This window comes from Burkholderia sp. E168m22 (assembly GCF_001319805.1).
Taxonomy (GTDB): Bacteria; Pseudomonadota; Gammaproteobacteria; order Burkholderiales; family Burkholderiaceae; genus Burkholderia; species Burkholderia orbicola.
In genome coordinates this window covers 30,035-47,478 of the sequence record NZ_BBSK01000072.1, presented here as the reverse complement: position 1 = coordinate 47,478, position 17,444 = coordinate 30,035, and the positions used below count along the sequence as shown (strand labels likewise).

Below are 17,444 nucleotides of genomic sequence, written 5' to 3'. Positions count from 1 at the left end.
ACGCGACATGCGTTTGATCGGCGCCGACATCGATGGCGGAAATACGAAAGTCGGGCGGGAATCTACCGGGGGCCGGACCAGCCCTTGCGGCCGGCCCTGCCTTGGCGGCCCGGCGCTCACCCGCCCTGATTCTCGCGGATGATCGCGGCGGCGGCCGCTTCCGCGTCGCTCGCGACGCCGTCGTGCACGCGCGTGCTGACGGCCGGCGTCGGCGGCTCGCTGTCGAGCGCGTGACCGTTGCGGTCGTGCGTGTCGACCGTCGCGCGCATCGACAGCCCGACGCGCAGCGGATGCGCGGCGAGGTCGCGCGGATCGAGCGCGATCACCACCGGCACGCGCTGCACGACCTTGATCCAGTTGCCGGCCGCGTTCTGCGACGGCAGCATCGAGAACGCGCTGCCCGTGCCGGCCGAGAAGCCCTGCACACGGCCGCGATAGGCGATGCGCGAGCCGTAGAGATCCGACACGACCTCGACCGGCTGCCCGACGCGCATGTGGCGAATCTGCCCTTCCTTGAAATTCGCCTCGACCCACAGCCGGTTGAGCTGCACGATCGACATCAGCGGCACGCCGGGCCCGACCTGCTGGCCGACCTGTACCGAGCGCTGCCCGATCGTGCCGTCGACGGGCGCGACGATCGTCGTGCGCTTCAGGTTCCGGTACGCGAGCTTGAACTGCGCGGCCGCCTGCACGACCGCCGGGCTTTCGTCGACGGGCAGCTTGCTGCCGAGCGCGCGCGCCGCGTCGAGCTGCGCCTGCGCGGCCGCGAGGTTCGCCTGCGCGCCGGCCACCGCCGCGCGCGCCCGCGCCAGTTCTTCCGGCGCGACGATCTCGACCGATGCGCCCGAACGCGCGGCGAGCGCGCGCTGCGCCAGCGACAGGTCGGCGCGGCGCGCATTCACGGCCTCGACGTACATCGTGTTCGAAATCCTCGCGTTCGCGACCTGGCGCACGGCCTGCGCGAGCTGCGCCTTCGCCTGCGCGAACGCGACGGATGCCTCGGTGTCGTCGAGCCGCACGAGCGTCTGCCCGGCGCGCACGGCTTGCGTATCGGCGACCACCACGTCGGTCACGGCGCCCGGGATCTGCGCGGCGACCTGCACGATGCTGCCCGCGACGTATGCGTCGTCGGTGTCTTCGTAATAGCGGTCGCTCAGCAGCCAGTAGGCGATCCATGCGATCGCGGCCAGCAGCACGATCGCGAAGAACACGGTGAAGCGCTTGCGGCGCGTCGCGCGGCGCGCGTCGAGCGCCGGGTCGTTCAGTGCGGCCGGCGGCGCGGCGGAATGGAGGTTGTCGTGGTGCATCAGTCGCTTTGCGTAACGATCAGACGATCGTGCTGGAAGACGGGAATCGCAGGCATCGGCGACGAATCGCGCGTCGGGCTCGCCGAGGCCGTGCGCGCGAGAACGGGGTTGCCGCGCGGCGCCGCGTCGGGGCGGGTCGCACCGATCGTCGACGGGCGTGTCGTGTCGTCGCGTCGTGCCGATGCAGACGCGTTGCTCGTCGCGGTAGCAGCCGGCGACACTGCCGTGCTGCCTGCGCGTGCATCGTTAGACTGGCCAGCCGTCTCCCGATTCGCGGCCACGGCGCCCACAGCAGCCACGGCCGTTGCCGCCCCGCGCTTCGCCGCCCCACTCCGCGCCCGCGGCCCGGCCGGCGTCTGCGCTTGCGCGACCGTTGCGCCCGCATCGAACCCGCCGCCCAGCGCGCCGATCAGCCCCACCCGCAGCGTCCGCTGCTTGCCGAGCAGCGCGATCATCTGCGCGCGCTCGTCGATCAGCGTGAGATCCGCGACATCGACGTCCTTCTGCATCAGCACGCCGCGCCGATGCCGATCCGCCGCGATCTGCACGATCTTCTGCGCGGCCGCGACCGCGTCCTGCTGCTGCGCGACGAGCGTCTGCGACGTCTGCAGCGACGTGACGAGTTGCGCGACCTGCCCGAGCGCGTCGTCGACGGTCTTGTTGTACAGCCCGATCGCGACGTCGGCCTGCGCGACGTCCGCGCCGAGCTTCGCCTTCAAGCGGCCGCGATCGAAGATCGGCAGCGAGATCGCGGGGCCCACGGAGCCCGCGAGCGAATCGCGCGAGAACAGCGACGCGGGCGTCAGTGCGAACACGCCGCCGAGCGCGACGAGATTCACGTCCGGATAGAACTGCGCACGCGTCGAGTCGGCATTCGCGAACGCGGCTTCGACGCGCAACCGCGCGGCGACGATGTCGGGCCGGCGGCCGAGCAGATCGGCCGGCAGCCGGGCGGGCACGGCGCCGCCCGCGAACGCGCCGACGCGCGGCCGCTGCAGCGCGAGCCCGCGCTCCGGGCCGCGGCCCGACAGCACGCCGAGTTGCAGTTGCGCGAGCTTGATCTGCTCGTCGTTCAGCGCGATCTGCTCGAGCAGACGGCTGCGCTTGATCGACGCATCGCTCGCGTCGTACGCGTTGTCGAGGCCGCGCGCGGTGCGCTCGCGCAGCACGGCCGTCACGCGCTGGCTGATCTTCAGCTTCTGCTGCAACAGGTCGCGCACCGCGTACGCCTGGTCGAGCTGGCAATACACGGTGACGATCGCGACGGCGAGCGTGAGCCGCACCTGTTCGGCTTCGACGCCGGCCGCGTCGCGCAGCGACATCAGGCTCTTCGTCGCCGCGCGGTTCTTGCCCCACAGGTCGAGCTGGTAGTTCAGCCCGACGAAGACCGACGACGGCGATACGTTCGGATCGCCGAAGATCTGCACCGGCACGCGATAGCCGCCGGCCGTCACGTCGGCAATGTCGCCGGGTTTCGGCATCCGTGCCCGGCTGATCGTCGCGCCGGCCGTGCCGGTCAAACCGGTCAGCGAATCGAACTGCTGAAGCTGCGCCTGCGCGATCCGCAACCGCGCCTGCGCGACCTGTAGATCCGGGTTGTGCTGCGACGCCTCGGCGACCAGGTCGTCGAGCTGCGGGTCCTGCAACTGCTTCACCCAGTCGGGCGCCGGCCATGCGCCGTTCGCGCCGGGGCCGGCGGTATGCGCGAGCGCATCGTCGGCCGGCGCACGCAGCGACAGCGACGGCAGGAAGCCCGACGGCACGCATCCGGCCAACGCGAGCAATGCCGCGGCGGCCGCGATCATCGAGCCGCCCTTCACGCCACGCGCCGAACCCGCCGCTTGAATCATCCGTCGCATCGTCACCCCTGCCGAACGCGCCGCGCCCGCGCGGCCAGACGCGGTCGCGTGCGCTCGAGCGGGCCGAGCCGGCCGAACAGGCCGTCCGCGACGCCGAACAGGATGCCGGCCAGCTTCGCGCGCTTGTCGCGCTCGACCAGCGCGATCTGCACGACCTGCCACACGGTCAGCAGGTTCGGCACGAGCGCCACCGGAAAGCGCAGCCCGTACTGCATCCCGAGCTGCACCGCATTGCGGGCGCTGTAGTAGCGCCGTTGCCACGAGTGATTCATCGACGTCATTTCGAAAGGGCCGATCGCGTGCCGATGCTTCGCGCCGATCCGGTGCGGCAGCACCAGCGACGGCACGACATAGAGCGGCACGTTGCGCGCCAGCGCGCGGAAGCTGTATTCGGTATCGACGTGATCGATGAACAGCGTCTCGTCGAAGCGACCGAGCACGTCGAACGCGTCGCGCGACACGACGCAACCCGACGAAATCAGGAACGCGCAGCGCTGCATCGGCGTGCCCGGCTCGATGCGCAGGCGGCGCAAGCCGATGCCGTTGGTCGCGAGTTCGGGCAGGAAGCTGCGCGCGTTCTCGTCGAAGATGCGCGGGCCGGCGAGGAACGCACGCCGCGCGAGCCCCGCGCAGACATCGCGCATCGCCGGGAAATACGCAGCCGGCACCGACGAATCCTGATCGAACAGCGCGACCGCATCGAGGCCGTCGCGAAACAGCGCCGTAAGCCCCGCGTTGTACGCGCCCGCGATGCCGCCGCGATTGCCGTGATGCAGCAGCGCGATGCCTTCGCAGGCGCACAGTTCGCGTGCCCGCGCATCGGGCTGCGGCGTGTTGTCGACGACGAGCAGCGCGTCGCATGCGTGCCGCCATGCGCGCAGCGCGTCGAGCTGCGCGTCGCTCGGGTGATACAGGATCACGAGTGCGCCGAGTGTCGTCATGGTCCGCTCCTCAATGCCCGAACGATGCGGCCGCGCCGCGCTTGGGCCGCGTCAGCCACATCATCGCGGCGAGCGCGAGACACGTCATGCTCGCCATCCAGAACATGTCGTTGGTCGCCATCATGTAGGCCTGCTGCATCACGACGTGATGCAAGGTCGTCAGTTCGCGCACGCCGTCCACGCCCATCGCGTTCAACGCATGCACGAAGCGTTGCGTGTTCGCCGACGCATGCGTGACCGATTGCGACACGACGTCGTAGTGATAGGTCGCGCGGTTGTCCCACAGCGTCACGCTCATCGCGGTGCCGAACGCGGCCGACAGCGTGCGCAGGAAATTCGACAGGCTCGACGCGGCGGCGAGCCGGTCGTCCGGAATGCGCGACAAGGTCGCGGCGGTCAGCGGGATGAAGAAGCACGGCAGCCCGATGCCCTGGATCAGCCCGGGTGCTGCGATCTGCGCGAACGTCATCTTCAGCGTGAACTGCGCGTCCCAGGCGAGCACGGCCGCGAACACGAGGAAGCCGAACGTCGCGAGCACGCGCGCATCGAAGCGGTGCGCATGCAGCCCGACGAGGATCGAGAACACCAGCGCGAGCACGCCGAGCGACGCGGTCGCGAGCCCCGCATGAAACGCGTTGTAGCCCATCACGGCCTGCATCCACAGCGGAAACACCACGCCGACCACGGAGAAGCTCATCATCCCGAGCGAGATGATCAGCACGCAGAACGAGAACGTGCGGTCGCGAAACAGGCTCAGGTCGACCACCGGATGCGCTTCGCCCGCTTCCCAGATCAGCAGCGACACGATCGCGAGCGCCGCGACCACCGCGAGCGTGACGATCAGCGGCGAATCGAACCAGCCGCGGTCGTGGCCGAGATCGAGCATCGCCTGGAGCGAGCCGACGCCGATCACGAGCAGCACGATGCCCGGCACGTCGATCGGGCCGGCCGCGCCGCGCTGCGCGTCGGGGCGCAGCATCGCGGTGCACACCGCGAACGAGAACAGCCCGATCGGCAAGTTGATCAGGAAGATCCACGGCCACGAGAAGTTGTCGACGATCCAGCCGCCGACCACCGGCCCGAAGATCGGCGCGAGCAGCACCGTCATCGCCCACAGCGCGAGCGCGATCGTGCGTTTGTCGGGCGGGAACGTGCGCAGCAGGATCGTCTGCGACAGCGGCACCATCGGCCCCGAACACAGCCCCTGCAGCGCGCGGCAGATCACGAGCACGTGCAGGTCGCGCGCGAGCCCGCACAGCAGCGACGTCAGCGTAAACAACAGCACCGCGCCGACGAACAGCCGCAGCTCGCCGACACGGCGGGCGAGCCAGCCGGTGAGCGGCACCGCGATCGCGGCCGCGACCGAATACGAGCTGATCACCCACGTGCCCTGGCTGTTCGATACGCCGAGACTGCCCGAGATCGCCGGCACCGCGACGTTCGTCACGGTCGAGTCGAGCACCTCGATGAAGGTCGCGAGCGACAGCGCGAACGTCAGCAGCGCGAGCCGGATGCCGCGCACCGGCTGTGCGGCCGGCGCGGGCGCCGGCACGTCGAACGCGGACGGCGCGCCGCTCTCGTCGTGCAGCGGCGACGCGGTGCTCATGCGCCGGCCACCGCGACGTCGGCCCGCGCGGCAGCGCGCCCGCGCCTGGGCACGAACCGTTCGATGAAATCGGCGGCGGCGCCACAGCCGTCCGGCGCGGCCGCGAGCAGCGCACGCGTACGTTCCGCATGCACCGCGAACGCGGGTTCGTCGAGCACGCGTGCGAGCGCCGCGCCGAGCCGCGCGCCGTCGAGCGGGCCGTCGACCCGCACGCCGCAGCCGTTCGCGACGACGCGTTGCGCGTTGTCGAACTGATCGTGCGCGAACGGCGTGACGACCTGCACGATGCCGGCTTCGCACGCGAGCGCCGCCGTGCCGATCCCGCCGTGATGCACGAGCGCGCGGCAACGCGGCAGCAGCGTGCGCATCGGCACGAAGCGGCGCACGAGCAGCCGGTCGTCGCCCTGCACCGCATCGTGCGGCGTCAGCAGGATGCCGCGTGCGCCGGTCGCGCGCAGCGCATCCGCCACCGCACGCGCATACGCCGCATGATCGACGAGCGTCGAACCGGCCGTGAACACGACCGGGGCTTCGCCGGCCGCGAGAAACGCATCGAGTGCCCCATCGTCGTCGGGTGTCGCGATATCGTTGAACAACGGAAAACCGCTTTGCAGATGGTTCGACGGCCAGTCCGGCTGCGGCGGCGCGAACCAGCCGGGAAACAGGCACAGCACGCCGTCGGTCGAATGCAGCCAGCGGCCGAGCACGCGCCGCGCGGGCGCGAGCCCCAGCTCGCGGCGTACCGCATCGAGCGCCGGGCCGCACACGCGGTCGAGCACCTGCCGCTCGATCAGCGTCATCAGCGCCGACTTCACCGGCAACGGCCAGCGCGCGGGAATCGTCAGGCGCGGGTGAGTCGGCGGCGCATGCGCGGACAGCAGCGTCGACGGCGACACCTGCACCGATACGTACGGCGTGCCGTGCAGTTCCTGCATGAAGCGCGCGGAGAACGCCCACAGCGTGCCGACCAGCACCGTATCGGCATCGGTCAGCGCGCGCAGCGCGTCGTAATGCGGGCGCAACGTCGGCGCGATCACCTGCCACAGCGTGCGGAACGACGTGCGCGGATTCCACAGCGCCGGGTTCGCCATCGCCGCGTCGTATTCCGCCGCGGTGCCGACCGGCACGAACGCGAACCCGCAGCGGCGCACGGTCGCCTCGAACGGCGCGTGCGTGCAGAACACGACGTCGTGACCGCGCGCGGCCAGCGTGCGCGCGACGCCGAGCAGCGGATGCACGTCGCCCGCCGAGCCGATCGCGGTCACGATCATCTTCGCCATCGCGCGCCTCGCGGGTGTCAGTAGAAGCCGGGGATCAGCGCCGCGACCTCGCGGCGATACTGCGCATACGCCGGCCCGAAATATCCGGTCAGCCAGCTCTCCTCGACGCGCACCTTGTACGCGAGCGACGCAAACACGAGCAGCACGCCGATCGCGCCGCGCCATTCGCCGCCGATCAGCGCGGCGCCGACCAGCGCGATCAGGCAGCCGGTGTAGATCGGGTGACGCACGAGCGCATACGGCCCCGTGCGCACGAGTTCGTGGTCTTCCTTCAACGTGACCGACACGCTCCAGTTCGTGCCCAGATGCAGCCGTGCCCACACCGAGAACAGCAGGCCGGCTACCAGCACCGCGAGCCCGCACTGCGCCTGCAGGCCGAAGCGCTGCCAGTCGGGCACGAGCGCCTGCCACGACGGATCGGGCAGGATGATCAGCGCGCCGCCGACGATCAGCGGAATCGACTGCAGCGTGCGCGAGCGCGACGCCTCCTTGCGCACGGTGGTCTTGACGCCCTGCGACGTGGCGATCCAGTACGCGAGCCACGCGGCCCACGGAACGACGATGGCGATGGTCTGAACGATATTCACGGCTGGCCTGCCTCGTTGGGATGGGAATTCGGATGCGCGGGACGCGCCCGCTGCACGACGGATGGCGTCACGACGACAGCGCGTGCATCGGCGTGGGCACGCACGCATGTGCGGCAGCACGCGCGACGCCGGCCGCGGCGGCCGCCTCGCCGCAGAAGAAATCGAGCAACGCGGCACGGGTGTATTCGCGTTGCGCCCGGCCTTCGATGTCGAGAAAGTGGCCGGCGTCCGGCACCGTCGCGAACCGTGCGCGCGCCACGTGCGCACCGAGCTGGCGCACGTCGGCCGGCGTCGTGTACTCGTCGCGCTCGCCGTTCAGGAACAGCAGCTCGCAGCCGATGTTCGCGAATTCGCTGAAGTAGCGCTCGGGCTGCAGCGACAGGATCTGGTCGACGTGGAACGCGACCTGATCCTGCTCGTCGCGCGGCAGGCGCGTCAGATACCGGTAGTTGTACAGCTTCATGATGCGCGGCAGATAGCGGCCCACGGTGTCGTTCAGCAACTGCGCGGCCTTCAGGTTTTCGCCGGCCGCGATGTGGTCGCGGGCGCGCGTCACGTAGTCGACCATCGCGTCGTTCAGGAACGGCGAGAACGAGCAGATCGCCGCGCGCCGCACGCTCGGGCAGCCGCGTGCGAGCGCGAACAGCGACGCGACGCCGCCCCACGACACCGAAACGAGGTACGCCGGCGCGAAATGCTCGACCAGGTACTGGAGGATCGCGGCTTCGTCGTCCTTGGTCAGGATGAAGCAGCCGGGGTTGTGCTGGCGCGACTGCCCCGCATACGGCAGATCGAAGCAGATCGTGTTCATCCGCTCGCCGAGATACTGGACGGTCTGGCCGAACGACGCGGTGGTCGCGAGCGCGCCGTTGACGAGCATCGCCGTGTCGAACGCCGGGTCGAACACGTTCTGTTCGACGTAGACCTTCAGACCATTCGGCAGCGGGACCACGTGTTTTTCGGTCGGCATCGTCGTTCTCCGGTGGATGCGGCGTCTCGACGTCGCGGCATGCTGCAAGTGCGCAATGGCTGGCGCCGGCTGCGTGCGCGGTCGATCGACACGGTCATCGCCGACGCGTCGCGGCAATTGCCGGCGACGCCATTCATTCCTCATGGTGCGGCGCCATACTAATACGGTCGATATTACTTACTCAAGTCATTCCAAAAATCCCTCTACTCGGCCCGGAAATACGCCAAGTTCAAATTTTCTTATCAATTTCCATGGTATGCGGAATCTCAAAAAGGATCATCGCAATCGTTTGCTAGCAATTCGATCCAGCATTCAAAAAACACAAATTATCGTTTTGATTCAATCAGTTATATTGTTTAGATCGCTTGATTGAAACGGTTTTTAGAAAACCGTACACCCCCACAATCCGATTTGACGATTTCATATCGTGAATAATATTGCAGTTTTCGACACTCTTTCGGTTTGTAATGGAATCGAGTCTGGAAACGGTCCTCTGCATTGCGTCATATTTTCACGGTCCGTTTTAAACAGATTCAAACTTAGTTAATCTTCTTTCAACCGTCTTTCCGCACCTGCACATGAGCTTCGGACGCGAAGCATCGTGCCCCGTTTGGAACGCAGTCTCCCCTTCGGCCCCGATTTTTTATTGATTGAACGATCAATAAAAAATCGCTAAGCTCTCGACTTCCATGGACGACGGCCCGCCCGGGCGAAGGGAGTCACGATGCCGAAAGTCGGAATGCGGGAGATCCGCCGCGCACAGTTGATCGACGCCACGCTGCGCTCGATCGACGAAGCTGGCCTGCCCGGCACGACGCTCGCATCGGTCGCGCAACGCGCGAACATCTCGACGGGCATCGTCAGCCATTACTTCGGCGACAAGGACGGCCTGCTCGAAGCGACGATGCGGCACGTGCTGCGCGATCTGTGGTCGGCCACCACGCGCCGCCGCGTCGCCGCACGCAAGGACCCGCGTTCGCGGCTGCGCGCGGTCGTCGCCGCGAACTTCGACGACACGCAGGTCAGCGCGCCCGTGATGAAGACGTGGCTCGCGTTCTGGTCGCAGAGCATGCACGACCCGATGCTCAAGCGCCTGCAGCACGTGAACACGCGGCGCCTGCATTCGAACCTGTGCGCCGAATTCGCGAAGGCGTTGCCGCTCGCGAAGGCGCGCGAAGCCGCCAGCGGCCTCGCCGCGCTGATCGACGGCCTGTGGCTGCGCGGCGCACTCGCCGGCGGCCCGATCGACACCCGGGCCGCTTTGAAGCTCGCCCACGATTACATCGACCTGCTGCTCGCGTCCGACTGACGCGCGACGCAGTCGCCCTCAAGGAGATCCTCATGTCCGTATACGGTTTGCAGCGCCTCTACATCGGCGGCGGTTACGTCGACGCCACCAGCGGCAAGACTTTCGACACCTTCGATCCCGCCACCGGCGAACTGCTCGCGCAGGTGCAGCAGGCCAGCGCGGCCGACGTCGACCGCGCCGTTGCGTCCGCCCAGGAAGGCCAGCGCGAATGGGCCGCAATGACCGCGATGCAGCGCTCGCGCATCCTGCGTCGCGCGGTCGAGCTGCTGCGCGAACGCAACGACGAACTCGCGGCCATCGAGACGCGCGACACCGGCAAGCCGATCGGCGAGACGCTCGCAGTCGACATCGTCACCGGCGCGGACGTGATCGAGTACTACGCGGGCCTCGCGACCGCGATCGAAGGGCTGCAGGTGCCGCTGCGCGCCGAGTCGTTCGTGTACACGCGCCGCGAGCCGCTCGGCGTGTGCGCGGGCATCGGCGCGTGGAACTATCCGATCCAGATCGCGTGCTGGAAGACGGCGCCCGCACTCGCGGCCGGCAACGCGATGGTGTTCAAGCCGAGCGAAGTCACGCCGCTCACCGCGCTGAAGCTCGCGGAAATCTATACGGAAGCCGGCGTGCCGGCCGGCGTGTTCAACGTCGTGCAGGGCGACGGCTCGGTCGGCGCGCTGCTCACCGGCCATCCGGACATCGCGAAGGTGTCGTTCACCGGCGGCGTCGAGACCGGCAAGAAAGTGATGTCGCTGGCCGGCGCGTCGTCGCTGAAGGAAGTGACGATGGAGCTCGGCGGCAAGTCGCCGCTGATCGTGTTCGACGATGCGGACCTCGACCGCGCGGCCGACATCGCGGTGACCGCCAACTTCTTCAGCTCGGGCCAGGTCTGCACGAACGGCACGCGCGTGTTCGTGCACCGCTCGATCAAGGACGCGTTCACGCAGAAGGTGCTCGAACGCGTGAAGCGCATCCGCGTCGGCAAGCCGACCGATGCCGACACCAACTTCGGCCCGCTCGTGTCGGCCGCGCAACTCGACAAGGTGCTCGGCTTCATCGAAAGCGGCAAGGCCGAAGGCGCGAAGCTGCTCGCGGGCGGCACGCGCCTGACCGACGGCCACTTCGGCAGCGGCCAGTACGTTGCGCCGACCGTGTTCGGCGATTGCCGCGACGACATGAAGATCGTGCGCGAAGAGATTTTCGGGCCGGTGATGAGCATCCTCGAATTCGAATCGGAGGACGAAGTGATCGCCCGCGCGAACGACACGCACTACGGGCTCGCGGCCGGTGTCGTGACCGAGAACCTGTCGCGCGCGCACCGCGCGATCCATCGCCTCGAAGCCGGCATCTGCTGGATCAACACGTGGGGCGAATCGCCGGCCGAGATGCCGGTTGGCGGATACAAGCAATCCGGTGTCGGGCGCGAGAACGGCATCACGACGCTCGAGCACTACACTCGAATCAAGTCGGTGCAGGTCGAGCTCGGCCGTTACAACCCGGTGTTCTGAGACAAGGAGATCCGTCATGACGACACGCGAATACGACTACATCATCTGCGGCGCGGGTTCCGCGGGCAACGTGCTCGCAACGCGCCTGACGGAAGATCCGGACGTCACGGTGCTGCTGCTCGAAGCGGGCGGCCCCGACTACCGCTTCGACTTCCGCACGCAGATGCCGGCGGCGCTGGCCTATCCGCTGCAGGGCCGCCGCTACAACTGGGCGTACGAGACCGATCCCGAGCCGCACATGGACAACCGCCGGATGGAATGCGGGCGCGGCAAGGGGCTCGGCGGCTCGTCGCTGATCAACGGGATGTGCTACATCCGCGGCAACGCGCTCGACTACGACAACTGGTCGACGCACAAGGGCCTCGAGAACTGGACCTATCTCGACTGCCTGCCGTACTTCAAGAAAGCCGAAACGCGCGACGTCGGCCCGAACGACTATCACGGCGGCAGCGGCCCCGTGTCGGTCACGACCAGCAAGCCGGGCGTGAACCCGCTGTTCGAGGCGATGGTCGACGCGGGCGTGCAGGCGGGCTATCCGCGCACCGACGACCTCAACGGTTACCAGCAGGAAGGCTTCGGCCCGATGGACCGCACCGTCACGCCGAAGGGCCGCCGCGCGAGCACCGCGCGCGGCTACCTCGACCAGGCAAAGGTGCGGCCGAACCTCGAGATCGTCACGCACGCGCTCGCCGACCGCATCCTGTTCGACGGCAAGCGCGCGTCGGGCGTGACCTACCTGCGCGGCAGCGAGCGCGCGACCGCGCATGCGCGCCGCGAAGTGCTCGTGTGCAGCGGCGCGATCGCGTCGCCGCAACTGCTGCAGCGCTCGGGCGTCGGCCCCGGCGCGTGGCTGAAAGAACTCGACATTCCGGTCGTGCTCGATCTGCCCGGCGTCGGCCAGAACCTGCAGGATCACCTGGAGATGTACATCCAGTACGAGTGCAAGGAGCCGGTCTCGCTGTACCCGGCGCTCAAGTGGTGGAACCAGCCGAAGATCGGCCTCGAATGGATGCTGAACGGCACGGGCCTGGGCGCGAGCAACCACTTCGAGGCGGGCGGCTTCATCCGCACGCGCGACGACGACCCGTGGCCGAACATCCAGTATCACTTCCTGCCGGTGGCGATCAACTACAACGGCTCGAACGCGATCGAGATGCACGGCTTCCAGGCGCACGTCGGCTCGATGCGCTCGCCGAGCCGCGGCCGCGTGAAGCTGCGCTCGCGCGATCCGAACGACCATCCGAGCATCCTGTTCAACTACATGGCCGAAGCGCTCGACTGGCGCGAGTTCCGCGATGCGATCCGCGCGACGCGCGAGATCATGCGGCAGCCGGCGCTCGACCGCTATCGCGGCCGCGAGCTGAATCCGGGCGCCGACTGCAAGAGCGACAAGGAACTCGACGCGTTCGTGCGGGCGCGCGCGGAAACCGCGTTCCATCCGTCGTGCTCGTGCAAGATGGGCTACGACGACATGGCGGTGGTCGATGAAGAAGGCCGCGTGCACGGGCTCGACGGGCTGCGTGTCGTCGATGCGTCGATCATGCCGATCATCACGACCGGCAACCTGAATGCGCCGACGATCATGATCGCCGAGAAGATCGCCGACAAGATCCGCGGCCGCACGCCGCTCGCGCGGGTCGACGTGCCGTACTTCGTCGCGAACGGCGCACCGGCGCGCAATGTGGCGAAGGCCGTGCGGCAACCCGAGACGGTCTGACGAAGACGGCGCCTGCCCGGGCGCCGCGATACCCCCCGCGCGGCTCGCGGCGTTCTCGCCGCGAGCCGCATTTCATCGTGCCTTCTCGTTTGCGCTGCGCGGCCCGGCTGCCGAAACGCCCCGCATCCGCTTGGCGCGGACGATCGGGTTCCTGCGCGACGTCAGGCTCATCGCGTCGCGCAAGCGGTCGAATGCGACATCCTCCTTCGCCCCGAAGCGGCTGACCGCCGGCCATGCGAGCACGTGGTCGAGCCACGTCTGCCAGGTATCGCCATGAAACCGGCGGCCGATTGCCCTTACCGTATCCGGCGCTGCGATTGCAATGCCCGCCAGCAGGTAGTGGGCCCAGAAGCTGCCCGCGCCGATCAGTCGATCGAGCCGGCACACGGCGAGCGCGGCAAGGAGCCCCTCCATCGACGCGAGATCGGCGCGATGCGTTCTGATCGCTTGCGCGACGAAGTTGTGCCGACCGCCATACGCGTGAACGGAAACGCCGTTGCCGGCGGCGAGTTCGGCCGAGAACATCGCAAGCGCAGCCATCTCGTCGACCCGCGTCGCGTCGTCGCGCGGGCCGCATACGCGCAACACGATCGCATCGATGACCGCACCGGGACGAACCGGTGTTTCCGTGCTCATTGCCGCGACGGCGGTCAGCCTGTCTCTCAGGTTCTTCGCAGGCGGCGTCTCGCGCTGCCCGTCAGGTTCGTTCGCGACTTCGCCGTGGCATTCGACGCCATCGGCAATCCGTTCGAGCGCGGCCCAGCCGACGTCGGGATCGTCGAATGCACACGCATCGATCACGCCGTGCGCGGTGTCGAATACGGCAAGCGAGCCGGGGCAGCAACGTTCGGCGTCCGCGAGCTGCTGCGCGGAGGGCACATGCGCGCACGCGCCGAGCGGATCGGCCGGATCGCATGCGCAACCGCCGCCGTCGGTCGCGATCCACGGGACCAGCCGGTGGAGCACGGCCGTCGCTTCGCGAGACAGATGCGCGCCAGTTCCCGCACGGATTGCATACGAAGCGACGACGGGCGTGTCGCCGACGTCGGTCGCGGCCATCGCGCAAACCGCCGTGTCGAGATGGTCGATCAGGTACTGCAACCACGCGGCCGTGCGCAGCCGGTCGGGCGTCGCGCCGCGGGCATCGCCATACTTTGCTGGATCGGTCAGCATGGGTCGTCCGGGATGGTTCTGGCCAATTGGCCTGGTTTTGTTTCGATCGGATCGGGAGGCGTCATACACGCCACGCCGGCCCTGCAACTCCGCCCGTGTCGGATCGCGACACGGGCGGTCAACCGGCCGTCACGCGGGTAAGCATGACGGCTCGCATGAATCGGTGAAGCGGAAACTCGCGTATGCGCCGCACGGCTCGCATGCGCGACGGGCGCCCCGCTTCGCGGCGCCGACTGCACGCGGCGCTTCGGCAATCGATGGACAACGGCACAAACGGCCACGCTGCCAGACGCATCCGGCCGTCGCGCCGATACGCGCGACGGCACGAACCCATCAAGGCCGCGGACCCCGCCGCGCATGCCGCACGGCCCTCGTGCGCGGCGGGTCCCGGCTTCGATCGTGCGACGCTTACTGCACGTGGAACTTCGGCGACGTCAGGACCGTACCGGTCACCGTGCAGTCCGGCGTCAGCACGGAGTTGTTGAACGCCAGCGACGAGTTCGCATCGCTCCACGCGGTCACGACCTTGCTCGGCCCGCAAGTACCGAGCAGCGTGACGTTCACCTTCACGTTGTTGATCGACAGTTGCGTCGTGCTGTCGGCCTGCCCCGTCCACGGCGACGTGCTGCTCGCGCTGCCGCTGATCAGGCCGCACGTCGCGCCGCCTGCGAACGTCGTCGACGTGATGTTGACGATGCCGGTCGACGTGATCGTGCCGTTGAAGGTCGCGGTACAACTGGCGTTGATCGATCCCTTGCTGAGATTCGTGAGCCCCGTCGCCGAGAACGGCTCGCCGTTCGGATTCATCGGCTGGCCGTCGGCACGCGACACGGTGACGGCGAAAGCAGGCGCGGCCGAAACCGCGGTGAAAGCCACTGCAGCAACAAGCGATACGATTTTGCGAATGCTCATTTGAACTGCCCCCTCTCTTCACAAATGGCGGCACGCCGCCAGGAACGCGACCGTCCGGCCGGAACGGTCCGGCCAGCCGGTCGCAGGAAGCCGCCGGCACGCGTCATGCGCGCCGGTCGGCTCAGAACTTGTAGGAAATCCCGACGAACGTGATCAGCGGGTCAGCCTTCAGCCGCGTGCGCGTGGTCGCGAGCGTCGAGCCGTCGGCCGCCTTGATCACCAGCGACGAGTAGGTCTTCAGCGGCATGTAGGTCAGCGTCGCCGTGAGCCCCCAGTGCTTGTCGATCGCGTAGCTCGCGCCGATGTTGTAGACGGGCGTGAACGACGACGACGCCTTGCCCTCCACCGACGTCGCGCCCGGCTTGCCGGCGCCGGCCGCGAGCACGCTGCCGAGGTTCTCGTTGATGTCCTTCGCGAAGTTGCCGTTCAGTTCGATGTTGCTGAACCAGCTGTAGGCCACGCCGATCCCGACGAACGGACGAAACTTGGCCGTCGACGAATTGAAGTAGTACTGCAGGATGATCGTCGGGCTCCACTGCCGCGCGTTCTTCACGGCCGGCTGGTTCGCCGACTTGTCCATGTCGACGTTGCCGAGCGCGCCGGCCGGGCCGGGCGGCCTGATCACGCCGTGTCCGGTCAGCGTGAATTCCGGCGGCACGCCGAGCACCGACGTCACCGCGATGTGATCGGTGAAGAAGTGCGTGAGCGTGAGGCCGACCGTATCGGCGTTGTTGACCGTCAGGCTCGTGCCCGGCGACGTGAACGAACCCGGCAGGCGCAACGGCCCGTTGATCGGCATGCTTGCAAGATTCGTCGTCAGCCCGTTGGTCGAATCCTGCGGCATGATGTGCAGCCAGCCCAGCGTCGCGACGTTGTCGCCCGCCTGCTGGGCCGATGCGAGCGTCGATACGCCAGCGACGACACCCGCGACAATCAGCTTCTTCATGAAGTCTCCCCCTCATTCTGTCCGGGCGCCGCGCATTCGCGCGCGGCGCCGCCGTGTCTCCATCCACACGCGGTCACTGCACGAACGCGCCGACCGTGAAGTACGGGTTGCTCGTATCGGCCATGTCGAGGAACCCGAACACGCCGCCGGTGAACACGAACTTGCCGGTCGCCGGCCCCGATGCCGCATCCGCATGCACGGTCGTCACGACGCCCGGCACCTTCTGCGTGTAGTCGAGGTTCAGCGCGCGCGTGAGCGCGGCCTGCGACGCGTTGAACGGATCGAGCAGCGTGGCCTGCGCGCCGACGAGCGCGGTCGCGCGGTAGTTGAATGCGCTGTCGACGCCGGTGTACTCGCCGTCCTGCGAGCCCTGCGCGACCGCCGTCCGCGGGCTCAGGAACGAGATGCCCGATTCGTCGTCCGCGCTCGGCGGGCCTTGCGTGAGGTCCGCGTTCGCGGCGCCGGTGCGGATGAAAACCGGCACGAGCTGGTTGCGCAGCCTGCCGACGATCAGGATCCCCTTGCCGGCCTTCGCCGGATCGAGCGCGGCGAGCGTCGGCGGAATCTGCGGCAGGTAGTTGAGCGACTGAAATGCCGGCGCATCGGGGCGCAGCGTGAACGGCTGGTTCACGGTCGCGCTCGACGCAAGCGGCTGTCCGCCGTTCTTCTTGCCGAAGTTGTCGGTTTCCGTATAGCTGCCGTCCGCGTTGATCGTCACCTGCTGGTCGAGCGCCACCGGCTGGAAGTTCTGCGACGGCACCTGGTGATAACCGAGCTGGTTGTACGTACCGGCGATCTTCGTCAGGTCGGTCTCCAGCGACGAGAAGCTGATGAACGGGTAGTACGGAAACGTCGTCTTCGTGATCTTGCCGACGCCGATCACGCCGTCGAACTGGATCGTCGCGCCGGGGATCGCGCCGCCCAGCACGCCTTCGCCGAGGAACAGCCGCGCGGGGCGGCTCGGGTCGAGGCTCGCGTTCTGCATCCGGAACGTGCACTGGTTCAGCTTCACCGTCGGCAGCCCCGTCTCGTCGGCCAGCGTGCCGTCGACCACGTTCGCGGGCGCGGTGTCCCGCGTCGGCTGCACGGTACCCGTGGTGGCGGGCACCGGCGACGCGAGGTAGGTCATCCGGTACGTCATCTTCGTCGTGTCGAGCTGCACCTTCACGAGCTCGCCCGACCCCGACCCGCCGATGAACACCGTGTTGTAGTCGATCGTCTGCGGGCACAGCCGGACCACCGGCGCGGGCGGCGGGTCGCCGTCTCCGCCGCATGCGGCCAGCACGGGCGCGAGCGACGCCGCGGCCATCCATTGTTTCAAATTCATAGGATTCC

The 17,444-nt window shown here is 68.2% G+C and carries 14 protein-coding genes; 3 read left to right on the top strand and 11 right to left on the bottom strand.

The features are described from left to right. Positions 1-116 precede the first annotated feature (116 nt). From AP428_RS16800 to AP428_RS16770, 7 genes are all read right to left on the bottom strand, one after another. On the bottom strand, positions 117-1,307 hold the full coding sequence (locus AP428_RS16800; protein ID WP_011547089.1) for an efflux RND transporter periplasmic adaptor subunit: 1,191 nt from the start codon (positions 1,305-1,307) through the stop codon (positions 117-119). Next, positions 1,307-3,157 carry an efflux transporter outer membrane subunit gene (locus tag AP428_RS16795; RefSeq protein WP_011547088.1) on the bottom strand — a complete coding sequence of 617 codons (1,851 nt, stop codon included), beginning with the start codon at positions 3,155-3,157 and terminating at the stop codon, positions 1,307-1,309. The genes AP428_RS16800 and AP428_RS16795 overlap by 1 nt, the downstream gene beginning before the upstream one ends. A gap of 11 nt (positions 3,158-3,168) precedes the next feature. Beyond that, complete coding sequence (locus tag AP428_RS16790) at positions 3,169-4,107, bottom strand: glycosyltransferase family 2 protein (RefSeq protein WP_011547087.1); 939 nt, start codon at positions 4,105-4,107, stop codon at positions 3,169-3,171. 10 nt (positions 4,108-4,117) lie between these two features. Then, entirely contained in the window at positions 4,118-5,713 is a 1,596-nt protein-coding gene (locus AP428_RS16785; protein WP_011547086.1) for a DHA2 family efflux MFS transporter permease subunit, read from the bottom strand. Next, complete coding sequence (locus tag AP428_RS16780) at positions 5,710-6,993, bottom strand: glycosyltransferase (RefSeq protein WP_011694821.1); 1,284 nt, start codon at positions 6,991-6,993, stop codon at positions 5,710-5,712. The genes AP428_RS16785 and AP428_RS16780 overlap by 4 nt, the downstream gene beginning before the upstream one ends. Positions 6,994-7,010: 17 nt before the next feature. Beyond that, positions 7,011-7,580 carry an isoprenylcysteine carboxylmethyltransferase family protein gene (locus AP428_RS16775; RefSeq protein WP_011547084.1) on the bottom strand — a complete coding sequence of 190 codons (570 nt, stop codon included), beginning with the start codon at positions 7,578-7,580 and terminating at the stop codon, positions 7,011-7,013. Between the two features lie 67 nt (positions 7,581-7,647). Continuing rightward, positions 7,648-8,550, bottom strand: a complete 903-nt coding sequence (locus AP428_RS16770; RefSeq protein ID WP_011547083.1) for an alpha/beta fold hydrolase — start codon at positions 8,548-8,550, stop codon at positions 7,648-7,650. 724 nt (positions 8,551-9,274) lie between these two features. Between AP428_RS16770 and betI the strand changes: the two genes are divergently transcribed. Genes betI through betA form a run of 3 tightly spaced genes read left to right on the top strand, consistent with a single transcriptional unit; the run spans position 9,275 to position 13,078 of the window. Beyond that, the gene (gene betI / locus AP428_RS16765) at positions 9,275-9,859 is read left to right on the top strand and encodes a transcriptional regulator BetI (RefSeq protein ID WP_006480642.1); all 585 of its coding nucleotides are present in this window, start codon (positions 9,275-9,277) and stop codon (positions 9,857-9,859) included. A gap of 32 nt (positions 9,860-9,891) precedes the next feature. After that, positions 9,892-11,361 carry a betaine-aldehyde dehydrogenase gene (betB, locus tag AP428_RS16760; protein WP_011547082.1) on the top strand — a complete coding sequence of 490 codons (1,470 nt, stop codon included), beginning with the start codon at positions 9,892-9,894 and terminating at the stop codon, positions 11,359-11,361. 16 nt (positions 11,362-11,377) lie between these two features. Then, complete coding sequence (betA, locus tag AP428_RS16755; protein WP_011547081.1) at positions 11,378-13,078, top strand: choline dehydrogenase; 1,701 nt, start codon at positions 11,378-11,380, stop codon at positions 13,076-13,078. A gap of 72 nt (positions 13,079-13,150) precedes the next feature. On the opposite strand, the gene AP428_RS16750 is transcribed toward betA, so the two are convergent. The 4 genes from AP428_RS16750 to AP428_RS16735 form a co-directional block, all read right to left on the bottom strand. Further along, positions 13,151-14,251: a hypothetical protein gene (locus AP428_RS16750; RefSeq protein WP_011547080.1), complete on the bottom strand. Its 1,101-nt coding sequence runs from the start codon at positions 14,249-14,251 to the stop codon at positions 13,151-13,153. A 408-nt stretch (positions 14,252-14,659) separates the two neighbouring features. Further along, positions 14,660-15,163: a hypothetical protein gene (locus AP428_RS16745; protein WP_006480638.1), complete on the bottom strand. Its 504-nt coding sequence runs from the start codon at positions 15,161-15,163 to the stop codon at positions 14,660-14,662. 121 nt (positions 15,164-15,284) lie between these two features. After that, complete coding sequence (locus tag AP428_RS16740; RefSeq protein WP_011547079.1) at positions 15,285-16,109, bottom strand: OmpW family protein; 825 nt, start codon at positions 16,107-16,109, stop codon at positions 15,285-15,287. Between the two features lie 73 nt (positions 16,110-16,182). After that, on the bottom strand, positions 16,183-17,436 hold the full coding sequence (locus AP428_RS16735) for a DUF2957 domain-containing protein (RefSeq protein ID WP_011547078.1): 1,254 nt from the start codon (positions 17,434-17,436) through the stop codon (positions 16,183-16,185). Between the last annotated feature and the right edge of the window lie 8 nt (positions 17,437-17,444).

What these genes read in the sequence shown, in the direction of transcription:
- AP428_RS16785 (WP_011547086.1), bottom strand. Translation starts at nt 5,713, where the DNA reads ATGAGCACCGCGTCGCCGCTGCACGACGAGAGCGGCGCGCCGTCCGCG.
- AP428_RS16780 (WP_011694821.1), bottom strand. Translation starts at nt 6,993, where the DNA reads ATGGCGAAGATGATCGTGACCGCGATCGGCTCGGCGGGCGACGTGCAT.
- AP428_RS16740 (WP_011547079.1), bottom strand. Translation starts at nt 16,109, where the DNA reads ATGAAGAAGCTGATTGTCGCGGGTGTCGTCGCTGGCGTATCGACGCTC.
- AP428_RS16770 (WP_011547083.1), bottom strand. Translation starts at nt 8,550, where the DNA reads ATGCCGACCGAAAAACACGTGGTCCCGCTGCCGAATGGTCTGAAGGTC.
- AP428_RS16735 (WP_011547078.1), bottom strand. Translation starts at nt 17,436, where the DNA reads ATGAATTTGAAACAATGGATGGCCGCGGCGTCGCTCGCGCCCGTGCTG.
- AP428_RS16800 (WP_011547089.1), bottom strand. Translation starts at nt 1,307, where the DNA reads ATGCACCACGACAACCTCCATTCCGCCGCGCCGCCGGCCGCACTGAAC.
- betI (WP_006480642.1), top strand. Translation starts at nt 9,275, where the DNA reads ATGCCGAAAGTCGGAATGCGGGAGATCCGCCGCGCACAGTTGATCGAC.
- betB (WP_011547082.1), top strand. Translation starts at nt 9,892, where the DNA reads ATGTCCGTATACGGTTTGCAGCGCCTCTACATCGGCGGCGGTTACGTC.
- AP428_RS16790 (WP_011547087.1), bottom strand. Translation starts at nt 4,107, where the DNA reads ATGACGACACTCGGCGCACTCGTGATCCTGTATCACCCGAGCGACGCG.
- betA (WP_011547081.1), top strand. Translation starts at nt 11,378, where the DNA reads ATGACGACACGCGAATACGACTACATCATCTGCGGCGCGGGTTCCGCG.
- AP428_RS16795 (WP_011547088.1), bottom strand. Translation starts at nt 3,157, where the DNA reads ATGATTCAAGCGGCGGGTTCGGCGCGTGGCGTGAAGGGCGGCTCGATG.
- AP428_RS16745 (WP_006480638.1), bottom strand. Translation starts at nt 15,163, where the DNA reads ATGAGCATTCGCAAAATCGTATCGCTTGTTGCTGCAGTGGCTTTCACC.
- AP428_RS16750 (WP_011547080.1), bottom strand. Translation starts at nt 14,251, where the DNA reads ATGCTGACCGATCCAGCAAAGTATGGCGATGCCCGCGGCGCGACGCCC.